The sequence below is a fragment of the Paraflavisolibacter caeni genome, from assembly GCF_025628885.1.
GTDB lineage: Bacteria > Bacteroidota > Bacteroidia > Chitinophagales > Chitinophagaceae > Flavisolibacter > Flavisolibacter caeni.
Window position 1 is genome coordinate 30345 of the sequence record NZ_JAOTIF010000014.1, and the last position, 23260, is coordinate 53604.

Sequence of the window (23260 nt, forward strand, 5' to 3'; positions counted from 1 at the left end):
TTCAATAATCGAGTTCCGGCTTAGATAAGTAAACATATTTCCATACCTGCAGATTCGGAGAAACGAACCAAGACTTACTACTGATACAGTGGATAGTTCTTTGAGGAAATCTCTACGAAACACCGTTGTAAGATCAATTGCTTCTGAAGTTTACCACATTTTCATTTATATATTTCTTTTCCTGCACTGAAGCTGTGGTAATGTTTTTAAGTGAAACATTTTCTACCGGTAGATCCTTTTGTCCCAATATCCTAGACACAAATTTTACATCTTTTGCCACTACATTTTCCAGGTAAATATCTTTTATGGGTGTGAGCCTTACTTCGTAAGTCGGCACCAATGTTTTCCACTGGTACAGCACATCGGTCTCAATGCCCAGTACGCCCAAATCAATCTTACCGGCCTTGATATTGGTGGCATGAATGTTCCTGACATAACCGCCCATGCGCTCATTGGTCTTAATGAACAGCAGGTGGTTTAATTTGGCGCCATCCACTACCGTACAACTGTCGACAAACACATTCTCAATGCCACCGGAAAGCTCGCTGCCTACAGCCACTAACTGGTGACCATTCTTCACCGTCAAGTTGCGGATCACAATATTTTTGGATGGGGTTTTTAAGCGCCAGCCCTCAGGGTTTCTGCCTGATTTAATAGCAATTGCATCATCCCCCTGGTCGAAGATGCAATTTTCAATGAGTACATTCTGGCTCATTTCAGGATCTACGCCATCGTTGTTATGTCCATGAGCGTATACCTTTACATTTCGGATCACCACATTTTTACACAAATAAGGATGGATGGTCCAAAATGGAGAGTTGGTTATGGTGATGCCTTCCAAAAGAATGTTTTCACTGCGGTTGAACTGGATAAACTGTGGGCGGAGATGGGCTGTATCGTTTACCATCTGTCTTTCTTCCACAGGCGTGCGATTCCAGGCTAAATTGTACAGGCGTTTGATGCTTTCCATGTGTGCCCTGGGGCGTGCAAACCATACCTGCCACACATCCATTTTGGCTTTCACCTCACCTTCACCGGTAATAGCGATGTTTTTACACTCGTAAGCATAGATCAGGGGAGAATAATTATAGCACTCCATGCCCTCCCAGGTAGAGTGCACTGCAGGCAGGTAGTCTTCCGGATTTTCAGAAAACAGCAGCACGGCACCTTTGTTCAAATGAAGGTTTACATTGCTTTTCAGGTGGATCTTTTTGGTGAGCCACTCTCCTTCAGGTATAACCACGACTCCGCCCCCGATTGCATTGGCTTTTTCGATTGCTTTTGCAATGGCCTGTGATGTCTTTTCTTTATCTCCAGGAACGGCACCCAACTCGGTGATGCTGATCTTCGGGGACTTGCTAAAGTCCGAAACTTTGATAGCAGGCATCTCAAATGGTGCTTTGACTCTTATTTCATTGATTTTTACACCCGGAGCGCTCTTCTTAAAAGAAGAGGCCTCTTTGGTAATGATTTGCACAACAGGTTCTATTAACTTTCTGGAGGCTGTAGCATCCAGGTGCAAACCATCTTCCGCCATCGTATTGATATCAAGACCCGGAGTTTTAAATCCATTCACAAAAAGGCATTGATTCCGTTTTGCTACTTTTTGGAAGGCTTTGCTCATCTCTTCTACCCTTTTACCGCCGCCTGTATATTTTTCAGTTGTCTCAGCTTTTACGCCATAGGGAGGTGGAGAGATGATAATGATCTTTGCCTTGTTGATAGCCGGATAGTTGCAGCTTTTTATTTTTTGAATGAGCTTCTCCAGGTTTGCAGGCACTTCTTTCTGCCGGGCGGCAAAAACCGCTTTGGCATCGTTGGTACCCAGTTCGATAACAATAAAGTCAAAGGGACGGTCTCCTGTAAAATCTGCTGCCTTTTTCAGGTTTTCATCGATCACCAGGAGCGAATTCAGTGTACTGTCACCATTATTGACAAAGCCGATTGTTCTACCTGACTTGCTGATGTTGAAGACCTGTGCATTTGGCAGTGTGACCCTGAGTTGCTTAGGCCAGCTTTCGGGAAAGGTGCCATTGCTGTCGCCAAGTGTAAAGATATTGAGTTGTTGATCAGACGAGACAGCGCTTTGTGCAAAGAGCACAAAGGGAAAGAACAATAGTAATAAAAAGGATTTTATTTGAGTTTTCATCATATTTTCAATTTGGACATTTTATTCATTGATGACAATTTTATCGAGGGACACAAAATAGCCAGTACTGCCGTAATCGCTTTTTCTTTTATCTGACCAGTTACCGCGTTCACCCATGACCGTCACGGTTAAGGTATAGTTGTCCTTTGCCAGAACAGGACTCAGAAACTTAAGCGTTGCCGCCGGGTACTTACAATACATATCGAGAATTGAAGACACAACAGTTTTTCCTTTGCTGTTTTGAAGCCTCACATTTGCATAGCCACCATTGGGACGAGAAAGGGCATAAAAGCCAATTTGTGTTCCTTTAAACTTCAACGAGAAAGAAGCATCTTTTTCATCTGAACTCATTACGGATAAGGTGTCTTGCTTCCAGTTGCCGGAATATTTAATCAATCCTTTATCAGTACTCTTCATTGTTGTTTTACCTATCGTTACCGGTGAAGCAACGCCAGTCGCCGAATTGATTTGCCATGCTTCCACATATTTTGGAATCGAAAGAAAAGTGCCGGAAACCGTCAGCGGCTGCCACACGTAAGTAGCGGCCGATGCCTGTTTGGGAAAGGACCACCTGTCACCCATAAACATGAAGGTAGTGTCTTTGGAACCCTCAATTGGCAAAACAAAGGTGGTTTGCGAGTTCCAAGTCAGTGTGCCCTTAGGCGCAAAGGTGCCTCTGAAGGTCCAGGGTCCTTTCAGCGAGGTGGCTGTATAATAATCGTTATCATTTCTTTCCCAACTGGTCAGGTGCGAGCCCAGGAAGTAATACAGGCTGTCCTTTCGGAAGATGGCAGGCGATTCAAACCCAGAAGTCATGCTTTTATGTACCTGTTCGCTGATGCTTTTGTAATCATCACTGAGCCTGTAAATATCACCACCGTGGAGTAACACATACCCTGCACCATCGTGATCCTGGAAAGTACCCATATCCCATTTCCTAATCGGATTGCCGCCAAAGAGCAGGGGGCCGCGGAAGCTATAAGGTCCGCTGATTGTCTTTGACGTTGCATAACCAACAAATTGATCCTTATAGCCAAGGGTGTCGACATGCATATACATAATGTATTCGCCAGTTGCAAGACATTTCATCACCTTCACCCTCTCGCCAACGCGGTTGGGACCAAGCTTACCGGTGTCTTGCACCGGCAGCGCCAGACTTTCAAATTTCCAGTTGTACAAATCAGTGGAAGAGTAGCAATTGAAACCGGCAAAGGCGTTACTGGTGTCTGAATGTTTTTCACCGAAAAGGTAATAGCGGCCATTGTCTTTGATGATGTTGGCACCATGGGCGCTCACCACATTACCCCGATCATCGTACCGGGGAATCCCAGAATAAATAGCACTATACCCTTTTTGCTTTTGGGCACTGGAACCCAAAGAGTTTATTAAAAGTATAATGACAAATACAGTTTTGATTATGATTTTCATAAGGAGGCTTTTTTAAATGCAGTCTTTGATGCATTTTCAGATTTAGTTTCCGGCAACGTGCTATAGGCTTTTTTCAGTCCACCCAGATCAATACGGATTTCATCCAGAGTAACACCAGGGTCTACGCAGTATATTCTTAATGTATGATTGCCTTTATCCAGAAACGGCAGTTGTATTTTACGCCCGGCCCTGTTGCTTAAGACATTTTGCTTCCACTCCTCACTTCTGCCAAAGGTCCGGAAATCGACAACCTTCACCGGACCATTATCCACAGATACGGCATAGCGCATGCTGAATTTGTTGTTCAGGGGATGCGTTGGAAGCGTAAAGACATTTACTTCAGGAGCTGCAACGGTAAAGGTGTAAAAATCATACTCCACATAAGCACTGTTCTTTTTGATGGATTCTGCATCTGTATACAGGGATACCTCTTTTGTCTTAAATGGTAATACCTGTAATGTTTTTCCTGTATAACCCAGGTCATCGATCACTTTCCAATGCATGGAACCCTTTGCTGTTTGCCTGGTGAAGTTTGTAGCATTTATGGAAACATAACCATTATTTTCAATGAAGCCCTTGTAGTGGGACAACTCCGGTTTGCTTAATTTCCTTCCCTGTACTTCTACGATCCTTTCTTTATCAACTCCTCTGAAAACAATACTGCCAGATAATTGTTCTTCTTTAGAGGCCTTATTCCAATCAACCTCCACCCAGAGGCGCATTTGCGTTTTCCCTGTTTCGGGCGAAAGCACACCACTACTTTGCGAAAGTTTGATCCATGGGTGGGAGACGGTAGATGCCCAGGCAACCTGCTTCTTATCATTTAAGAAGATATCTATAAAGTACTTCTGTTTGTATATATCATCAAAGGTGGGTAGCGTTATAGTAGCCGCTTCTTTGAGAAGAGAAGAATCTTTCCTTACATACCCCTCCGGGGCGATACTCCAACCCTCCCCACCACTAATAGCCATTTCAGGGAATACAGGAGTCTGGTAAACAGGCAGGTCTCTTGGCTTGAAGGACATCATGTACTTCCACTTGCCATTTGCAAGCTTAGTATTATAATATTCCGTTTCCGTAACAATGCTGTCATAAGCCGCCTTAGACAATGCTGCATAGTCCAGTGCACTCCACCTGTTTTGTTTTGCATAAAAGGCTGCTTTATCGCGGTACAAGAATTTTTTGTTCATCCAAGAAGCCCCTACTACAGGATAATATACCAGCTCGTAAAAGGCATCTGCTCTTTTTGCATCCACTTTTGCTCTGAGGGCTTTCACCTCTTTTTCCAGTGCCTCATACTGATCAATGCGCCTTTGTGCCTCATCACCATAGTAGAAGTGATTGTACTCTGTAAGGGAGGTTTTGGTGGTAGGCTCAGTCTGGCTCCAGCCCATAAACTCAGGCCTCCTTTCAAAGGCTAAATGATAATAGTCCCATAAAATACGGCCTATCCTCTGTGCCTGCTCTTTACCGAAAATGTTGCTGATCCATTGATTCATGTGCACCCGAACATACCGGCTGTCCCGAAAGGGAGTTGCATCATAAGCCATATCCAGGAACTGCTCTATATTGTATTCCAGTGGCTTGATGTCTCCTACATTTAGCACCCACAACCTGTTGGCACCTGTCTCATAGGCCTTCATCATTTCTTCGCGCATCAAGGAAGGATGCATTGAGCTGAGCCAGAGGTAATCATGTGGGCGGCCCCAGTAAGAAGCATGGTAATAAACACCAGAACCACCTGCACGGGCTTGTTCCTTTTCGTTATTCAGGCGCTGGATATAACCGTAGTTGTCATCTGGCCAAACAAGGGTAATATCTTCAGGTAGCTTTAATCCGTTGTCATAGATGTCCAACACCTCTTTATAAGCCGTAAATGCCTGGGGAATGGATGTCACATCTTTAGCCATATACTGACTGAGTAATCCACGCTGGTCAGCAATGATGCGTTCCAGTAAAGGAACAGCCTCCTTTTCATCCTTAACCCCTTCCATGTGGCTGTCGTGCACTCCGCGCATGCCCATAGTATAGATGGCATCATTTCCCTTGCTTTGTTTTACCCGGTCTTCCCAGTAGCTGTAAACCCTTTCCTTGTTGGTGATGTAATTGAAATGTCCCATCGTTTTTTCATTCCACTCTCCTACATTGTTACGCAACATGGGCTCTGCGTGTGAAGAGCCTACAATGATGCCATAGTCAGCAGCCACCTTTGGGTTGCCAGCATAGTGATAAAAAGCTTTTGTGCTGGGATGCATGGCAGGCCAGATCAAATTGGCTTTCAGGCGCAGCAACAGCTCGAAGATCCTGGCATAGGTCTTTGGCCCGATGTCGCCTGTTTCGGGCTCAAAGGTCTTTGCTGCCCAGGGTTGCAAACCCCAGTCTTCATCGTTCAGGAATATGCCCCTGTATTTTACAGAAGGAGGCGCAGAGAGGATAGTACCTTTTGTAATAAAGAGTTCCTTTTGAGGCACAGGGGTGATATCAGCCCACCAGTAAAAAGGAGAGACCCCCATCATTTTGGAAAGTTCAAAGACGCCAAATGCAGTACCGCGAGGGTCACTGCCTGCAACAATGAGTGCCTGCTTCACCTTGCCGAAAGGTTGATCAATTACAGAGATGGCAAACCTTTCCCAAGACCCTTTGATCTGAGCTGCCTTCAACTTTTTAGTGGAGATGAGTTGATCAATCAATTTGCTATTTCCAATGGTTCCAATGATCACACTATAGGGCTGTAAGGCATTGGAACTGTCCAGCGCCGCTGTAATACCTGTAACCAGTTTGATATCTTCCTTTAATGCTTTGGCGGCAATGCGCACAACCGGAGCATCCGTTGCATCAAAATATATAGAGGATGCATTTCCACCCGTGACTAATGGAAACGAACCGCTTTGCTTATTTTGCAGTATTGAGATCTTATTTTCTTTTACCTGCTGGGCATGGACTCCTAAAGTAAATAAGGAGCAGATAAAAAGAATGGCAATCCCAGGCTTCAACAATGTGTAACGATACATTTTACAATACGTGGTTTAAAACTAAATGAGATAAGCAGTTCATTTTCCTGGTTTGTTATGCCGAATTAGTTTTCTTCTACAATTTGAACGCCCCAGGGTTCTAACGATAATTTTTCGCCTTTTTTTACTTTACGTTCTGTAGTTAGTTCTTTACCGTCCGGATTGTTGTACGTCACGGAATCTGTTTTCGGAGAATAGTTATAGTAAAAATGAACCTTTTTCCCATAATCATTAGTGCCTTGCTTGGCAATCAGCGGCCAATGGATATCCTGGTCGCTGGTTTTTATACCGGCACGTTCCATGGCCGATACCAAAATCTTTTCCTGTAAAGCGTCAGAAGGGCGGCAACCTTCGTAGACTAAAGTCCCTTTTCCAAATTTGTTGCTGGTAATAGCAGGGTATTTTCCGTAAAATGGATGGTCGTAAAAGGCCAGAGCATGTGCCGTTTCGGGGATAATCAATTCAGCCCAATCTGAAACAGTATTATCCTTATCAGCTACTGCGAATGGATTGTCTTTCAGCTTTAGATCATCGATGTTGGCAAACTCCTGGTAGTAGAATCCGCAAGCCTTACGTAGTGGCCCTGGCGCAACAACGGGACGTACCATTGAATTCTGATCAGTGAATCCGCTTTTAAACATCATCACCACCTGACCTCCGTTTTTAACAAAGTCGGCTATAGCGTTCAACAGCGAATCAGAAGCGACATATAGTGGCGGAATAATTACGAGCTTATAATCTTTAAAGTTGACATGATCAGCAGATATAAAGTCTACAGCTACACTGTTGTTATAGAGAACGCGGTGTAATTGGTCTGTTTGTGAGCGATAAGCATTACTTCCCTCTTTGTAAGGCATAATGTTCAAAGCATGGTTGGCATCGTAACTAAAAAGGATGGCTACCTGGGGCTTTATTTTCAAATTCACGAGGCGTGGACCAAATTTTTTAAGTTCCAGTGCAGTCTTCTTCATTTCCTCATACACCCTGTTAGGTTCCAAGTCGTGCGACAGGATGCCTTTCCAATAGGTTTCCTGCCCGTAATGAATGGAATGCCAATGCCAGTATTCGACCATATTGGCACCGGAACCAATGTTAGAATACACATTCAGGCGCAATTGTCCATCATAGGGCGGATGTTGATCTTTTGAATCCCACCCGGTAGTTTGCCCTGTAGTTTCGGTGACCAGGTAATTGCTATTTTTTACCGAACGGATATAATCACCAGCCATGGCATATTCGGCTCCTGAACATTTATCCTGGGTTGGAGGATATTTGTTGAGTCCCAGAATATCCATGCTCCGGCTGGTTGCCCATTTGTCTATTTCGGGAGTGGTCATAAAACAATGCGTCACAAACTGGTCGGGACGTTTGTATTCATCCACAATTTTTGTTTGCCAGGTGAGGTAGTCGGCAATCACCTTCATTTTATACCGCTCCCATTCCAATTTGTAACCGGTGTTTGTAACAGAATTGCGATCCGGGAACTCGTCCCAATTGTCCATCGCCATGCCCCAGTAGTTTAAACCCCAGATCTTGTTGAGGGTTTGCGTGGTGCCAAATTTTCCTTTTACAAAATCAAGAAAGCCTTTCTGAAAGCCTGGATTAGCAGCACCACGGGTCAACGTTTCGTTGTCCACCTGAAAGCCAATGACGGCCGGGTGCTTTGCATAGTGTTCGGCGATCTTACGCACGATCCGTTCTGCATACACCAGGAATGTTGGATTAGTAATGTCCACATTTTGGCGAATGCCATAACCCAGTTTCCGACCATCAGCGTATTCAATCAACATGTCAGGATGTTTCTTCCATAACCATGGTGGAATGGAGTAAGTAGGTGTACCAACAATTACCTTAACACCAGCTTTGTGCAACCGGTTAATAATTCGATCCATCCAGGCAAATTCAAATTTACCTTCCTGTGGCTCAAAACCGCTCCAAGAAGATTCTGCCAGGCGAACTACAGATACGCCTGCATCCTGCATCATCTGTACGTCTTTTTCGAGGCGCTCAGAGGGCATATATTCGTGGTAATATGACACGCCATAAAGAATGTTATTGAATTTGATTTGGGCAAAAGAGTGCGGCGATAAAGTCAGCATACTCACTAGAAAGATCAACTTGAGGGGAGCCAAAAATACTTTTGTACAAGCAATACGCATATGGGGCATCTTAATCAATAATAGTTGAAAATGTAAATTGGTTGAGGGGCGAAGCTACTCTGAATTGGCCGCCCTGAACCGTCAGATCGTACCAAAAAAACGGCTGATTGATACATTTCAGGTTATCTCATTTGCTCTTTTTTTATTACATAGAGAACGATAGCTGCTTTATAAAATAGCAAAGAGGTTTCCCTCTCTGCTATTTTTCCATTTCATGACTTATTAGGGTTTAAGATGTTAAAGTTAATTTAGCATTTTAAACCCTTTATAATAATAACTAATTAAAAAGTCTATTGTAGACTTACCTACTATTTGCTGCGGCAGACAGGTTTTGAGCAGGGAGGCTCTCATAGATCTCTGCTTCTATGATGCTCAGTGTTCCTTTAGCCTTCGCGTCATCTCTTGCCACACCATCGTCCAGTTTTTTTCCTGTTACCTCCACCATTTTGTTTCCCCCTTGATCTTCGGAAAGGGTGGCCAACTGAATTTTTACCTTTTTTCCTCTTTGGGGATTGCAGACAACGGTATAATAACCAAGGGTAGTGGCAGTCTTTCCATTAAAAGCCTCTTTTCCATCAACAGTTATGATCAAAGGATAAACACGGGAACGGAAGTTATTCAGCTTTAAGGTGACCTCATTAACAGTAGCCTCTCTTTCCAGCTCATATTCGATCCATGCCGTTGACAATTGTCCATCGTTTACCCAGTCACTCAACTCATTGTCATCAAAGCTGGCAAATGCAGAATCTGTGTTTGCTCCGGCTGTTGCTTTCACAATCGCCACAGGTCTGCGCATTATGTTATAGGAGGGAGTAGATGGCGTAGGACCTCTTTCCAAATTATAGGGGAGCGCAGTGGAAGGCAATACTTTAGTCAAACCATTTTCTGTAGCAAAAGGCTGCGCTGTAATAGATATGGCTGCACTTTTCAAACTGTCGGCAGAGGCTTTCAGCGTAACGAGGCCAGGTTTGCTTGTTGAACGGATCAATATCCTGTTCACGCCATTTTCAACCGGAAGGCTTTGAGCAAGAATACAATTATCTGGCCCTTGAGCCATGCCACCGCGCCATTCTGCAGGTCCTTGCAAAGAGAAGTTGATCGTATTTAAAGCAGTCGGGCATCGGTTGCCTTGCGCATCAACTACTTCCACTTCCACTAATGCAAGATCATGACCATCTGCAATAAAACCTTTAGGGCTTTTAATGTTGGTCAATCGAATAGCCACAGGTGTACCTACAGTATTGATCTGTGCTGTGCACACCTGTTTGCCTGCTATGTCATAACCTATAGCGATGATGTTCCCGGCTTTCCATTCAACATTTTTAAAGGTATACAAGAAGCCATCGCTTTTCTCACCATAGCCAAGTGATTGTCCATTTACTTTCAACTCCACTTTTTCCGCAGAAGAAATCACGTAGATATTCTTTTGGACACCCGGAGCATAATTCCAATGGCCTATTATATGTATGCGAGGCTTTTCAGGATTTACCCAGCCATCCCACATCACCTGGTGGGCATAAAAGTTTTGTTTTTTGATCCGTAAGGCATCTACTTCGCCGCTGCGACGATAATTTTCGGCACCACGATGGTGTGTGTTTGTTTCAGAGAAAACGATATTTACACCGCCCGAACTTACCCGCTTGCCAGTTCCAGGTCTTTCCAGCCAGAACTCATACCAACGTTTTACATTTTCTACAGCATGTGACTCCATATTGCGGTTGTATACCTTTGCATCCGGTCTCTTCTGGATGGTATTGGTCGCAGCTGATCTGTATTCATCAGGACCATCTCCATCCTTGTGATAAGGAGGCGTATAATCGTCCCAGTACTTTCTTAGACCTTCATCCCTGGAATATTCCATTGCCCACATGGGTATATGTGCGCTTTTGTTGGAGTAGAGCATTTCGCCGCCATATTCTGCAACTTTGCTGTCCAGCATTTCACGGGAGCCTATGGCCCGGCCTCCATTTGGATCGTATTGATCACGAATTGCTTTCATTTCCTGCATATGCGCTTCGCTAATGGACTCATTGCCGCACTCGTAAAAAATAATGCTTGGATTATTTCTATTATAAATTATTGCATCACGCATCACTGCTTTTCGTTGATCCCACCTTACACCCGTCACATCATGTTCGGCATCACCTGCAGGCATTGCCTGCATTAATCCTACCCTGTCGCAGGACTCCACATCCTGTTTCCAGGGTGTGATGTGCATCCACCTCACCAGGTTGCCATTGCTTTCCACCATCAGTTTATTACTGTAATCACTCAGCCAGGCGGGAACGGACATACCAATGGCGGGCCACTCGTTGGAAGTACGTTGCGCATAGCCATGCACCATGATCACCCTGTCGTTGAGATAGATCATACCGTCTTTGAAAGCGGTACTGCGGAAACCTGTTTTGGTAGTTACCACATCTACCGCACTGCCTGCCACTTTGAGCGTTGTTTGGACATCATACAAATACCCGTAGCCCCAGCTCCAAAAGTTCAATCCATTTACGACTGCAGCAGCCTTTACAATTTTGGTTTCCCCGGGAGCAATGGTTGCCTGGTCAGCTGTAAAGGTTTTTAATACTGTTCCATTCATATCCTTTACAGACACTTCATAAACAAGCTGTTGGACTTTATTGCTTTCATTCTTTACTTCGGATTCCGCATGAATGGTTGCAAACTTGCCTTTTATATTGAAATTATCTGCGTAAACGTACACACCAGTAGTACCCAAATTTGTGAAAAGAGGAAGTGTTTGATAAATTTTTGGTGTGATGTGCAGGAAAACATTTTTGCAGATGCCACCGTAGTTGGCATTGAAGTTCTTATCCTCCCATTGATACTTGGTGTTGGTTGCCTTTTCCTTATAGTTCCAGTCGTTGTCTATTCTGGCAGCAATTACGTTGCCTACATTCCCAAAGTTTACCAAATCTGTAATATCGAAACCAAAAGCTGTTACGCCGTTTTCATGCATGCCGATACGCTTTCCGTTTACGTAAAACTCTCCGGCCTGCCGTATGCCTTCGAACTCAATGAACACTTTTTGCCCTTTGCTAGCGGCAGGCAATTTGAAATGCTTACGATACCAGGCTATACCGGTAGAAAGATCGACAATATCTTTTTTAAAGGCATCGTCTTCGTTCCAAGCCCGAGGCAGGGTGATAGCCTTCCAGGAGGCGTCATTGAAGTCTGGCTTGTAGGCGTCTGCAGGATCTCCAACAAACAGCTTCCAGCCGGGGTTAAAGTTGTACTTTACCCTTTGTGCATTCACGGATTGCACAGCAACACTGGTGATGAGTGCTATTATCCAACAAAGGGTAGTTAATGTTTGTCTCATTTTTTAATGTAATAGTTAATGAATTGAATTAATAATGCGAGTGATTGGACTTTGGGTTCTTTACATACAATAATAAAAGTACTTTCCTGCTGATGCTCAACTGTCCCGTACCATCCCGAAACTGTAGCTTTGACACTTATATCATTTTTTATTCTTTACTGTTTTCCACTGTCTTTCCTGAAGTTGGGACAGGCATGGTTTTACCGTTCACTTTAACTTTCCTGAAACGCAGCTCCTGCACATTTCCTACCTGGAAGTCTGTACTCTTCAATTGTACATCTACATTTTCTACCAAAATATCACGGATCACAGTTTGATCATGGCCAGTAATTTGGCCGAAAGAACCGCCTGTACCACGCACATTGGAGATCTTAATATTACGAACCAAAGCCTTTGGCGCCTCCTGTCCTTTTAAATCAAAATACTGAGTCCAAGGTGAAACCTTGAAAATCACCGCTCCATTTTTCATGGTAATATCGCTCATACTTACATTTTCGTACTGTTGAGGAGTATCCGGGCGAAGTTTCAATCTCAAGACTGTTGGGCCAAGGGTGATGCAACGTTTAACGTCTACGTTGCGGACTATGGTTGCTTCACTTCCGAAGGTGACGATGCCTCCTCCGGCTTCGAATATGCAATCACTGATCTGCACCCTTTCTACCGGAGGACTGTCTTGATCCTGCATGGCAAAAGGTCCCTTTGATCCTTTCAGTGCAATGCAATCGTCGCCTACAGAAAAGAAACAATTGCTAATAACAATGTCCAGAGAACTGTCTACGTCGATGCCGTCTGAGCTTGGGGCATGGTGGTAAGGTTTAGGTCCCGATGGTGCCTGGAAACGGCAGTATTCTACCGTCACATTCTGACAGCGATAAAGATGCAGATTCCAGAAGCCTGAATTCAAATAGGTAATGCCGCTGATCCTGACATCCTTTGAATTTTGGATAAAGGTCAGTCTTGGGCGTTCTACGTTTAAATTAGTGGTTTTATTATCAGCATTCCGCCTGTTATAGAACTCTTTCCAAAAGAGCTCGCCGCTACCGTCAAGCGTACCAAAACCGGTTATTCGAAGATGATCAACCCTATCTCCGTTAATTAATGCCGCCCGCCATGGCTCAAAGTGACCTTCAATGCGGGTGCTGAGTTTCGGATAATCGTCAATATTAGTCGACCCCTTGAGCACTGCTCCTTCCTGCAATTCGATATTTACTCCAGGTTTCAAAAAAAGTGAACCGCTCACAAATATGCCTTTGGGTATGACGAGTATTCCCCCGCCATTTTGTGCGCATTCATCGATAACTGCCTGAATAGCTTTCGTGTTAAGGGTTTTATTGTCACCGATGGCTCCTCGCTCGGCAATATTATAACGCTTTTCATTGATATAGCGGGTTCCTATTCTAATTGGTTCTTGTAGCCTATTGCTATTTGCAACAGCATTTGACAGAGTAAAATAACTAAGTGCGTAAAGCACAATGAATCGATTCATTTTCATGTTTAAAATGATTTCAGATCTGATAGCCTCAATTTTAATTCACAACTCCTTTTGGAGCGTTAATGACACAGTTGATTTTCTATGATAAACTTCACAGGTGGCAATGCAATGAGTTCAGCTATTGCCAGGCTAAAGAGCATTTACCAATGGCATAAAAGTTCTTATTGTTGACTTTAGTCATGGCAGTATAAATTACCGTAAATGTTCCATCTTCTTCTTCAATAGCACAAAGTGGTGTTCGTGTGTAATGGTCGCCTGCCTCGGCCCACAAGTTTTTAGGAGATTGTACTTTCACCCGGGTTTCCCTGCTCCAATTCAGGCCATCATTTGAGATGCTGTATCCAATTTCATGATCGCCAAAGGAATCAAAAATCATCACATAACGCCCATCTTTTAATTTGTACACGATCTCATTTTCCATAAATACATCCGCTACGGGTATTGGGTTAAAACCTTCGGGCATTCTTGTCCATGGTCCGGTTAACTTGGGAGCGAAAGCAATGCCTGTTGGCCATGGGCCTTTAGGTGTGTGGTAATGACCATCATACATCGAAAACCATGTATTGCCTACTTTATAAGGATTAAAACAGGCAACTGCCTGTTGGCCTTCCCAAGGCTGGGAGTGTTCATCTGGTTCCATCATAATGCCCATATCGGCATAGGGGCCTGCAATGCCATCACGGCCTTTTACAACAGACTTAGCCCGCCATATCCTTCCCTCATAATCATTGCCGGCAATTTCTCCTTTAGTGCTGTCTCCTGCCCGGTAAGCCACATAAAAAATATTCCAGGCATCTTCTTCTTCATTAAACACTACGCCTGTCACCCACACTTCGGAGCGTGGATTAGAGGGTGTCCTGCCCGGGATACTATTTACTATGGTGGATTGTCGTTTCCAGTTGATGGCATCATTGCTGGTCCAATAGGCAATGCGCATATCCCTGTGCGGATGTTCAAACATTTCATTTACAAACATGTGGTACACATCATTGATCTTCACCACCTGCCCAGTTTCAAATCCTGAACGATTGGCACTTGCCAAAACATCCGGATGATCAGCACTGATAACAGGACCTTTGTGATCAGTTACCATCTTTAAAATTTTACCATCCGAATTTTTGGAACTCATATTTACAACAGGAGAGGTTTTGACTTTTTGAGCGCACAACTGTCCCAGGTTGCCTAATAACAAAACAAAAAAGGCAATAAATTTTATAGAGGGATTTAATTTTTTCTCCAACATAAAGAATCGTTTAATTGATTTTTAATACAACTATTCCATGTTTGGGTATGGTGATTTTTTGCACCTTTCCTATTGTACCCAAGTCCTTGTGCAACCACAAATCTCTAAGCTTGCTTTTGTTACTTATGCCTAATTTTTGTGCACTTATTGTAAATACCTTTTCTTCTTCTCCCCTGTTCAGGATTGCAATTGCGTTCTTCTTGCTGCTGTTTTCAAGTTGTTTCATCCATACTTCAATGTCATTGTCTTTTAGAATTCTTCTTGCCTGCATATAGCCACTGTCCTGATTGAGTGCGATGACTTCTTTATTGGTGAGGATCTCTACCGTTTGTCGGGTCATGTTGCGTAAGTCATTGCCGGCAAGCAGTGGTGAATTCATCATGCACCACATGGAAAAATGAGTCTTGTCTTCTTCATAGCTCATCCCTCTGCCTACCTGCAGCATATCCATGTCATTGTAGTGGCCGGCAGAAGCATATTGATACAGATCGGCATTCAGGTCAATGATCTTCATTATGGAAGAAAACCTGGGTTCTATATCTCCAGATATCCTCCAGGAGTCAGCCTTTTGAATGGCCCAAGTACCAGGAAATTGCCAGCGGCAGACATTGAATAATATATTTGGGTCAATGGCTTTTACTGTATCAATGATCTTCAAGTATTCTGTTTGTTCATCCAATTTCATTTGTTGGCCACCACACCAGTCAACTTTTAAAAAGTTATAGCCCCATTGTTTAAAGAATTGGTTACAGTCTTTCCCGATATGTCCATAAATTCCTACTCCTATACCATTTTTATCCTTGTCATAAATTGAACCACAGGTATTACTGCCAGCATCGGTATAAATACCCGCTTTCAGACCTTTACTGTGTATGTAATCAGCTAAGGATTTCATGCCGGAGGGGAATTTCTTTACATCAGCAAACAGCTTACCGGAGGAATCCCTGCCACCGAAGTAGCCATCATCGATGTTGATGAATCGGTAACCAGCTTCATACATCCCGGAAGAAACCAGGGCATCTGCTTGTTCCCTGATCATTTTTTCATCAATATGTACGCGGAAGTGATTCCAGCTGCTCCAGCCCATGATTGGAGCTTTGTGTCTTTGAGCATATAATGAGCTCATTGCTGACAATAATGCAAAACAGATCAAAAAGCGTCTAAGTGTCTTCATTTTACAGATCCAGTTTCTATAGTTTAAAACAAAATTTGGTTATATATTTTATGCTCACTCTTTCAATTTTCATAAAGCACATCAGGATTGAGCTTTAACCCAGGCAAAATTCATACAATACCTTTTTTGCGAGCAATAAAACAGATGTCTGAATGAGCAAAAACCAAAAACTAATATAAACAGAGTATATATTTCATGATCAGTATTCATTAAAATTGAATACAAAACAATTGATAAAATTATAAAAGCCTCCTGTAGAAACAGGAGGCAATGTTTGCTATGATGATTACGATACTGCCATTTAAAACTCTTTTTAATAAGAAACTGTATACTTATCCAAATCACGCATGGCGATCACCTTAAAATGATGTTCTTTTATGTATTGCAGATATTCCGTAAAAACTTCCGCAGATGTGGTATAATCAGGGTGTGCGATGTCGGGAACGCCATGTATGGTGAAAACTAAAATCTGGCCAGGCTGTAAACTTTTCAGTGCATACATTGTCCGCTCTCTGAGTTTTTCAGTAGAGCCCATTGTGTAACTGGGTATCACCAAGTGTCCGTCTTGTTTTGGTTCATAAAATTTACTCCCTCCAGCACGGGCATAACGAAACCCCATGTCTTTTAATACAACTTGTGACAACGAATCTGCTCTATTACCGGGGTAGGCAAATGAAATAGGTTTAGGAATGCCATTCTCCCTACACTTCGTTTCGATATAACTGATTTCCTGCATCATCTGATCACGATTCAATTTAGTCATGTTCTTGTGGTGCCCAGTGTGATTACCGATTTCAAAGCCCATTTTATAGAGTTCAAAGATCTGTGGCCATTTCATGTAATAGACGGAATCAACCGGGGATTTCCAGGGCATTTTACAGACAAAAAAAGTTGCGTCAAAATCATATTTCTTTAAAAGAGGGGAGACAATTGTGTAATGACTTATCTCAGCATCGTCGAAACATAATACAACTATAGGATCTTTAAATGGTTCATTTTTGTTTTCTGCGCACTGGGTATTGCCATTTGAATGCAATTTTTTTATGGCTTCAGCATACCTTTTACCCAATTCTCTTGCTGATGGCGTACTAAAATGAAGCTTATCGCCTTTGTCAGTTAAATCTTTTGCGGAAACCACTGCTGTATTAGGCACCTGTTTGGGCAACTGGTTAATGACACCATTGATATAATTGGTTCTATTGAAGTAACCGATCTCGCCAGCCACAAATGGCAGGTTCGGTTGCTGCAGATCGGTGCGAAGCCGGTTGATCAACGTTTCTAATTTATCCAGGTAAAGTTTTGCATGCAATGAGTCATTATCCGATTCACCCTGGTGCCAGAGTATGCCTTAATACGCCCTGTTTCATGGCTATCCGTGCCCGTTTTATTACGTCTTCATAGGGGTGAAAAACATTTAAATAAACAGCATTGGGCTCCCATACCTTGATTGGTGAACCACCAAGTGCACAAGGTATCAGGCCTATTCTTATGTTTTTTCTTTTACCAAGCATTTCTTTTGCAAAACTGATTGCAGGACCAACTCCCACCGATTTTGGTTTGTCAAAATGAACGGGGTCTGTGGCAGGCACCCAGTGATTTTGAGAATCAAGCATCAGTATTTGAGGGTGTACTTTTTTGCTTTCTGAATCTAAAGGTCCTCTTCCTGCCATATTGGATTGCCCGATCAGCAGGTACAAATGGAAGTTGCTGTCAATTCTTTCTTTCTGCGCCATGGTAAGCAATGAGGCGAATAATAAACAAATGCTGAAGATTGATTTCATTTTTCTTTACACATTATAGATATACCATTTTACGAACTTGTTAACGTACACACTTAAGTGTAAAAATTTATCCTTCCCCGACTAGTAGATGGCTTATTACGTTTACTTACAGGCAATGCGAATGCTTGTGCTGAGATAAAAATTAAATAGGATTGAAGAGTAAGATATTTCTTCATATAGCAATTTATTGATAGGAATTGTAAAAGTACTTTTCCGAACGTGATGAACTATCCCGTACTATCCCGAAATTGTAAGTTTGACGCTTATGAAAAACAACAGAATTCACAACAATCAATAATCATTACAGGTATAAATAAGGCTGTTTACATCAGAATAAAATTGACTATCTCTGGCAATCATATTCAATAAAAAAGGCTGTACCAGGTACAGCCTTTTTGTAATGCAAAGCCTCTGCTCTCACAAGAGATTTTGGAGAAGCCTACCAATTGAAAGGCAGGTAGTAATCTTTGCTGAGTAGTTTTTGCTTCGCAGCTTCAGCAAGCCCGGCAGAAGCTCCTGATTTAATCAGCTTATTATAAACCTTATTAGCAATGAATGAAGGCTCATTTCTTCTTAAAGCAATGCGCAGCAGGTCGGGCCAGCGAGTGCCTTCATAGCCATTTTCCAGACCCAACTCGGTAACTATACTGTTTTCAATTTGAACCAGACTATCACTGGCTGAGTAAGTATTATTAACCACATTGGCACGTGCTCTTATACCCTGGTGCCTGTACCAATCAGACCGGTAATAAGGAACACCAGAACTTCCACTGTTTCTAGCATCGAAATTATAAGGGTATGAATCCCAAAGCGTATTATGATAATTCGTCACATCGCTTCCCGGGGCTGGATAAGCGCCAGAAAGGCCGTTATTCACAAATGCGCTTGCCAGCAGGTAGCGGCCCTCCCTGTTTGCAGCTTCTGCAAAATGAAGGAGAAGTTGTGTCTGACGGAATAAAAACCATTTGCTATTCTTCTGTAAAATATTCACTGGCGCACTGGTATTCTTGTCCAGGTAGTTATACAGATACTTCATTACCACCGGTTGATTACCAATATGACGCCATGTGTAATTCCCCCTGGCGTCATAAGGTAAGCCATTACCCTGAACTGCTAACTGTGTCTGGCTATTAAAGAGGTCCATTGCCTCTTGTGAAGGCTTCACCAAATAACTGCCTCCAACGGGACTGAATAGCTTTACAAAAGGATTCTCTGGCTTAAATTTATTATCGAAAGGTATTACCCATATCCATTCATAATTAAAGCCATTATCCTGTGCCCTTTCAAACATGGTTACCCATGAATTGGTCCATGCCAGTGTTGAAGCATCGCCCATCCTGGTATATCTTACAAAATGGTCGTCTGAACCCGGACTGGTTCTGGAACCGCTCCAGCCTAGTTTATACTGCATGTAATATTGTGAACCTGGGGTTCCTGTTGTGGCGGTCTCCATCACCTGCCTAAAATACTCTGCAGCTTTTCTGTAATTTCCTTTCCACAAATACAAATCACCCAACACTATTTTTTTATTGATATAAAATTTGTTTGTCTGGTATCCATCAACGGATATATTCAATGTTGTTCCGCTTGGGTACTGATCTTTAAAAGGTATTGCTTCCATTGTTTTGATCAGACTATCCAAAAGGACATCGAATTCCAATTTAGGAAACTTGGATTCATTCTTTACATCATCCACTGTTTCAAGAGCATCTGTAACGTATGGAACCTTACCATAGTGAATGCCCAATTGTAAATAAAGGAATGAACGCATACTGGCTACATCAGAATAACGCTGATTGTACTCAGCTTCCTTTAGTTTGTTCTCCTGGCGCATGATGTTGAAATGCTTCAGCACATCATTACAGTTGATGATCAATTCATAAAAGGGCTTAGGAGAAGCATACGGGTTGTCTTTAGTAACTGTGTGTGTACTCAACTGACGAAGGTACTCGTCGGCATTAGCCGTATAATCCAGCATATCGGCACGCAGTTCATTGAGCAGGATATAACGTTCTGCTAAAGTCTGGAATTTACCATATATCCCAATGATAGCTGCATCAGCATCATACACGTTACGGTACATCTGTGAAACGTCCAATTGGTCCTTTGGCTCAACATCCAACAACTTTTTACAGGAGACCAAACCTGTTACAGCCATAGCTGCAACTAAAACATTTTTTATCAGAAACTTTCTCATAACCGAGCCCGGTTTATTGTTTTATGTATTTTTTGTTTGTGGTTCATAAAGCTACAAGGCTTTCCTTCTATCCGTTGATGAACCTGAATTATAAACCAATGCGAACACCTAATGTCACGCTTTTGAACTGAGGATCCATTCCTACGTCAACACCCTGTGCAAATACACTGCTGCTGGCATTGAACTCAGGATCATATCCTTTATATTTTGTCAGGGTCAGCAGGTTATTGCCTGTAGCATAAATAGTTGCACTGTTTACAATATTGCTTTTCACGGAAATATAGTATTGCAGGGAAACGGTGCGTAAGCGTGCATAGGAACCATCTTCTATCCAGCGGTCGCTGAAGCGGCTGTTTCCTAGTGGATCGCCCCAGGTTGCTTTAGGTGTATTGGTCACCTGTCCTTCACTGCGCCACCTGTTCTTTGCATATTCCAGTTGGTTTTGCACTCCGCTCATAGATTCCAGTCTATAGCGCACATAGTTGTATATATCATTACCCTGGCTGAAAGTGATCAACGCGTTCAACTCAAAGTTTTTCCAGATCACGCGATTGGTAAGGCCACCAGTAAAATCCGGATTTGGATCACCTATAACTGAACGGTCATTTTCATCTATTATATGATCCCCGTTCAAATCTGCAAACCTGATATCACCTGCACCAAATGCGCTATAAGAACCATCTGCATTCTTCTTTCGTAAATTGGCAGTAGCCGCTTCTGCGCTGGTAGCAAACACACCCTGAGTAGTATACCCATAAAACTGGTTGGCCGGCTGCTCGTTAGCAGTTAAGATGGTAGCTCCTGCATATTCAGTTGTAAATTGTCCATTTGGTACAGCCACTATTTCATTCTTGTACATGCCGGCATTAACGCCTATATCCCATTTCAATTTTTGTTTATTGATCACACGAGCATTCAGAGTAGCTTCTAAGCCTGCATTCTTCATACTGCCGTTGTTGGTTAATACCGTGGCAAAACCTGTCGAAGCAGCCAGGCTTTCATATACCAGCATGTTTTCCGTCTTAGAGATATAACCGTCAAGGTTCAGGCTAACCCGCTCATTCAGTAACGCAATATCCAATCCGCCATTGAGTTTATTGCCAGTTTCCCATTGCAGGGCAGGGTTGGCAATGCCATTACGCACAAGTCCTTGCATACCCAACAGGTTTTGCTGACTGTAAGTCTGACGGCTTGAGTAATTTCCAATATCATCATTACCAGTCATGCTATAAGTAGCACGCAACTTCAGCAGGTTAATCTTGGAATTGGCCATAAAGTTTTCTGAGGAGATCAGCCAGGCAGCACCAACAGAAGGCAGTACGGCAAATTTATATCCATTGATCTCAATGCCTTCTTTTGCCAGTTTGCCAAAACGCGAAGAACCGTCCATAGCTGCACTTACTGAAAAGAAGTATTTACTTCTGAATCCATAATCAGCACCTAAATAAGAGTTTACCCAGTTCCACTCACCTAGTCCGCCTCCTACCTGCCGCAGAGCAGCCAACCCATTTTGAACCGTTACCAGTTCATCAGTTGCCGAATTATAACCTAAAGCATAATGTTGTTGCGCATCATTGTTTTGGTAACGGACGCCTAAACGTGCAGACAATGTGTGTTCCAGGCTAAATGTGCGGTTATATTCCAAACGGGTATCATTATATAAAGAGAACAACCTCTTTACCTGAGTACCCATTCTATTGTTTGCTACCGCATTTCTCAATGTATCTTTTGCGACACCTTTGCTGGGCACAAATATATTTTCACGGATCTTATTGAAGTTGATGCCGATCATTGTCTTTGCGCTCAGGTACTTGCTGATGTCGTATTTGAAAATAAAAGAACCGAAAAAGCTGTAATACTTATTATACGCCTGCATGTTGGCAATTATAGCAGAAGGGTTGCTTACTCCAAGAGTATCCACATCAGAAAGGTTGGGACTTTCTACACCTTTGCTATTAACTACATGATCGTACAGGAAAGGAGCCTTGGTAAGTGCCAGGAAAACTGGAGAAGTTTTATCGGCTATTCCCTGGTCTTTCAGGCTCTGTTCATTTTTAGCCATCGAAATGTTGGCGCTACCTGTAAAGCGTTTAGAGAAATTGAAGTCGGCATTAAAGCGCATATTATAGCGTGTAAGATCTGTAGATTTTACCACACCTTCGTTTTTCATATAACCAACACTTAAACCATAAGTAGCAATATTATCGCCACCTGTTACTTTTAAAAACATGTTGTTGGTCATGCTATTCGCGAGCACTTTATTTTGCCAATTTGTATTAAAATGATAAGTGGAGTAAGATGGATTATTCGGATCATCGTTCATGTAAGGTTGGGCCGCGATATCACTACTGCTCATACCTTTACTTTGCAGCACTTCACTTAAATAAGTGCGGTAATCAGATGCATTCATAACCGGTAATTGGTCAGGTGCAGCATTAAAACCAGTATAAGCTCCAAAGTCAATTTTTGTTGCCTGCTCTTTTGCCCTGAGTGTAGTAATGATAATAGCACCATTAGCTCCTTTAGTACCATAAATAGAGGAAGCATCTTTTAATACAGTTACATTATCAATGTCTTTTACATCAATCATGGATAATGGATTGGTGTAATTACCGGCAATAATACTTTGACCATAATCATTTGCATCGTATAACATGTTATCGATGATGATCAATGGCTTATTAGTTGCATATAATGAATTGAATCCACGCAGGAAAAGATTCGCTCCCGCACCTGGAGTTCCTGTACGGCGAATGGCATTCAATCCAGCTATTCTGCCCTGCAACATAGCATCAGGAACCTCTGTGATCTGCTGCCAGCCAGATACACTATATTGACCAATTGCAGCAGTTACGTCTTTTTTAGACTGCAATCCACCGGGCATCGTCACAGTTTCATATATAGATTCATGGGTTTCATCCAATAAAGAAACATCTACTTTCTTTCTTCCTTTCAGTGGCACGTATTTGGTATCCATTCCTTCTCCGCTGACCATGATCGTAGATTTGTATGAAGGCACTTTAAGGGTGTATTTACCATTCTCGTCTGTAATAGCAGCCGAAAAATTTTCAACTTGTACCCTGACACCAGCAACTGGTTTCTTACTGGCTTCATCAATGATCTTACCTGATACATGCAACTCATTACCGGATGAATGCTTTACAGCAATCGTATCCGCAGCAGGTAGCTTTTGGGCAGCCAGCGTTCCCGTTACCAATACAAACGCTGTAGCAATTATCAATTTCATCCGAAAAGATTTATTTATGTAATTGAAATCAGTATTCTTTCTCGT

General features: G+C 42.7%; 12 protein-coding genes. All 12 read right to left on the minus strand.

Going from position 1 to position 23260, the window contains the following annotated elements; all coding sequences use genetic code 11:
- Positions 1-133: 133 nt before the first annotated feature.
- Positions 134-2152 (minus strand): glycosyl hydrolase family 28 protein, encoded by a 2019-nt coding sequence (locus OCK74_RS16085; RefSeq protein ID WP_279298081.1) that lies wholly within the window; start codon positions 2150-2152, stop codon positions 134-136.
- A gap of 18 nt (positions 2153-2170) precedes the next feature.
- A complete protein-coding gene (locus OCK74_RS16090; RefSeq protein WP_279298082.1) occupies positions 2171-3577 on the minus strand; it encodes a family 43 glycosylhydrolase in 1407 nt (468 codons plus the stop codon).
- A complete protein-coding gene (locus OCK74_RS16095; RefSeq protein WP_279298083.1) occupies positions 3574-6588 on the minus strand; it encodes a glycosyl hydrolase 115 family protein in 3015 nt (1004 codons plus the stop codon). The genes OCK74_RS16090 and OCK74_RS16095 overlap by 4 nt, the downstream gene beginning before the upstream one ends.
- A gap of 65 nt (positions 6589-6653) precedes the next feature.
- Positions 6654-8747, minus strand: coding sequence for a beta-galactosidase (locus OCK74_RS16100; RefSeq protein WP_279298084.1), 2094 nt, complete (start codon positions 8745-8747; stop codon positions 6654-6656).
- Positions 8748-9048: 301 nt separating this feature from the next.
- Positions 9049-12081, minus strand: coding sequence for a glycoside hydrolase family 2 protein (locus tag OCK74_RS16105; protein WP_279298085.1), 3033 nt, complete (start codon positions 12079-12081; stop codon positions 9049-9051).
- Positions 12082-12229: 148 nt separating this feature from the next.
- Positions 12230-13567: a glycoside hydrolase family 28 protein gene (locus tag OCK74_RS16110; protein ID WP_279298086.1), complete on the minus strand. Its 1338-nt coding sequence runs from the start codon at positions 13565-13567 to the stop codon at positions 12230-12232.
- A 124-nt stretch (positions 13568-13691) separates the two neighbouring features.
- Positions 13692-14816 carry a glycoside hydrolase family protein gene (locus OCK74_RS16115; RefSeq protein ID WP_279298087.1) on the minus strand — a complete coding sequence of 375 codons (1125 nt, stop codon included), beginning with the start codon at positions 14814-14816 and terminating at the stop codon, positions 13692-13694.
- A gap of 10 nt (positions 14817-14826) precedes the next feature.
- Positions 14827-15990, minus strand: coding sequence for a glycoside hydrolase family 27 protein (locus tag OCK74_RS16120; RefSeq protein ID WP_279298088.1), 1164 nt, complete (start codon positions 15988-15990; stop codon positions 14827-14829).
- A 313-nt stretch (positions 15991-16303) separates the two neighbouring features.
- A complete protein-coding gene (locus OCK74_RS16125) occupies positions 16304-17299 on the minus strand; it encodes a polysaccharide deacetylase family protein (protein WP_279298089.1) in 996 nt (331 codons plus the stop codon).
- Between the two features lie 16 nt (positions 17300-17315).
- Positions 17316-17771 (minus strand): sialate O-acetylesterase, encoded by a 456-nt coding sequence (locus OCK74_RS16130; RefSeq protein ID WP_279298090.1) that lies wholly within the window; start codon positions 17769-17771, stop codon positions 17316-17318.
- A 439-nt stretch (positions 17772-18210) separates the two neighbouring features.
- Positions 18211-19968 carry a RagB/SusD family nutrient uptake outer membrane protein gene (locus OCK74_RS16135; RefSeq protein ID WP_279298091.1) on the minus strand — a complete coding sequence of 586 codons (1758 nt, stop codon included), beginning with the start codon at positions 19966-19968 and terminating at the stop codon, positions 18211-18213.
- Positions 19969-20056: 88 nt separating this feature from the next.
- Complete coding sequence (locus tag OCK74_RS16140; RefSeq protein WP_279298092.1) at positions 20057-23215, minus strand: SusC/RagA family TonB-linked outer membrane protein; 3159 nt, start codon at positions 23213-23215, stop codon at positions 20057-20059.
- Positions 23216-23260: the final 45 nt, after the last annotated feature.

Coding starts and splice junctions, on each gene's coding strand:
- OCK74_RS16110 (WP_279298086.1), bottom strand. CDS start 13,567: ATGAATCGATTCATTGTGCTTTACGCACTTAGTTATTTTACTCTGTCA.
- OCK74_RS16095 (WP_279298083.1), bottom strand. CDS start 6,588: ATGTATCGTTACACATTGTTGAAGCCTGGGATTGCCATTCTTTTTATC.
- OCK74_RS16140 (WP_279298092.1), bottom strand. CDS start 23,215: ATGAAATTGATAATTGCTACAGCGTTTGTATTGGTAACGGGAACGCTG.
- OCK74_RS16135 (WP_279298091.1), bottom strand. CDS start 19,968: ATGAGAAAGTTTCTGATAAAAAATGTTTTAGTTGCAGCTATGGCTGTA.
- OCK74_RS16085 (WP_279298081.1), bottom strand. CDS start 2,152: ATGATGAAAACTCAAATAAAATCCTTTTTATTACTATTGTTCTTTCCC.
- OCK74_RS16090 (WP_279298082.1), bottom strand. CDS start 3,577: ATGAAAATCATAATCAAAACTGTATTTGTCATTATACTTTTAATAAAC.
- OCK74_RS16100 (WP_279298084.1), bottom strand. CDS start 8,747: ATGCGTATTGCTTGTACAAAAGTATTTTTGGCTCCCCTCAAGTTGATC.
- OCK74_RS16120 (WP_279298088.1), bottom strand. CDS start 15,990: ATGAAGACACTTAGACGCTTTTTGATCTGTTTTGCATTATTGTCAGCA.
- OCK74_RS16105 (WP_279298085.1), bottom strand. CDS start 12,081: ATGAGACAAACATTAACTACCCTTTGTTGGATAATAGCACTCATCACC.
- OCK74_RS16115 (WP_279298087.1), bottom strand. CDS start 14,816: ATGTTGGAGAAAAAATTAAATCCCTCTATAAAATTTATTGCCTTTTTT.
- OCK74_RS16130 (WP_279298090.1), bottom strand. CDS start 17,771: ATGAAATCAATCTTCAGCATTTGTTTATTATTCGCCTCATTGCTTACC.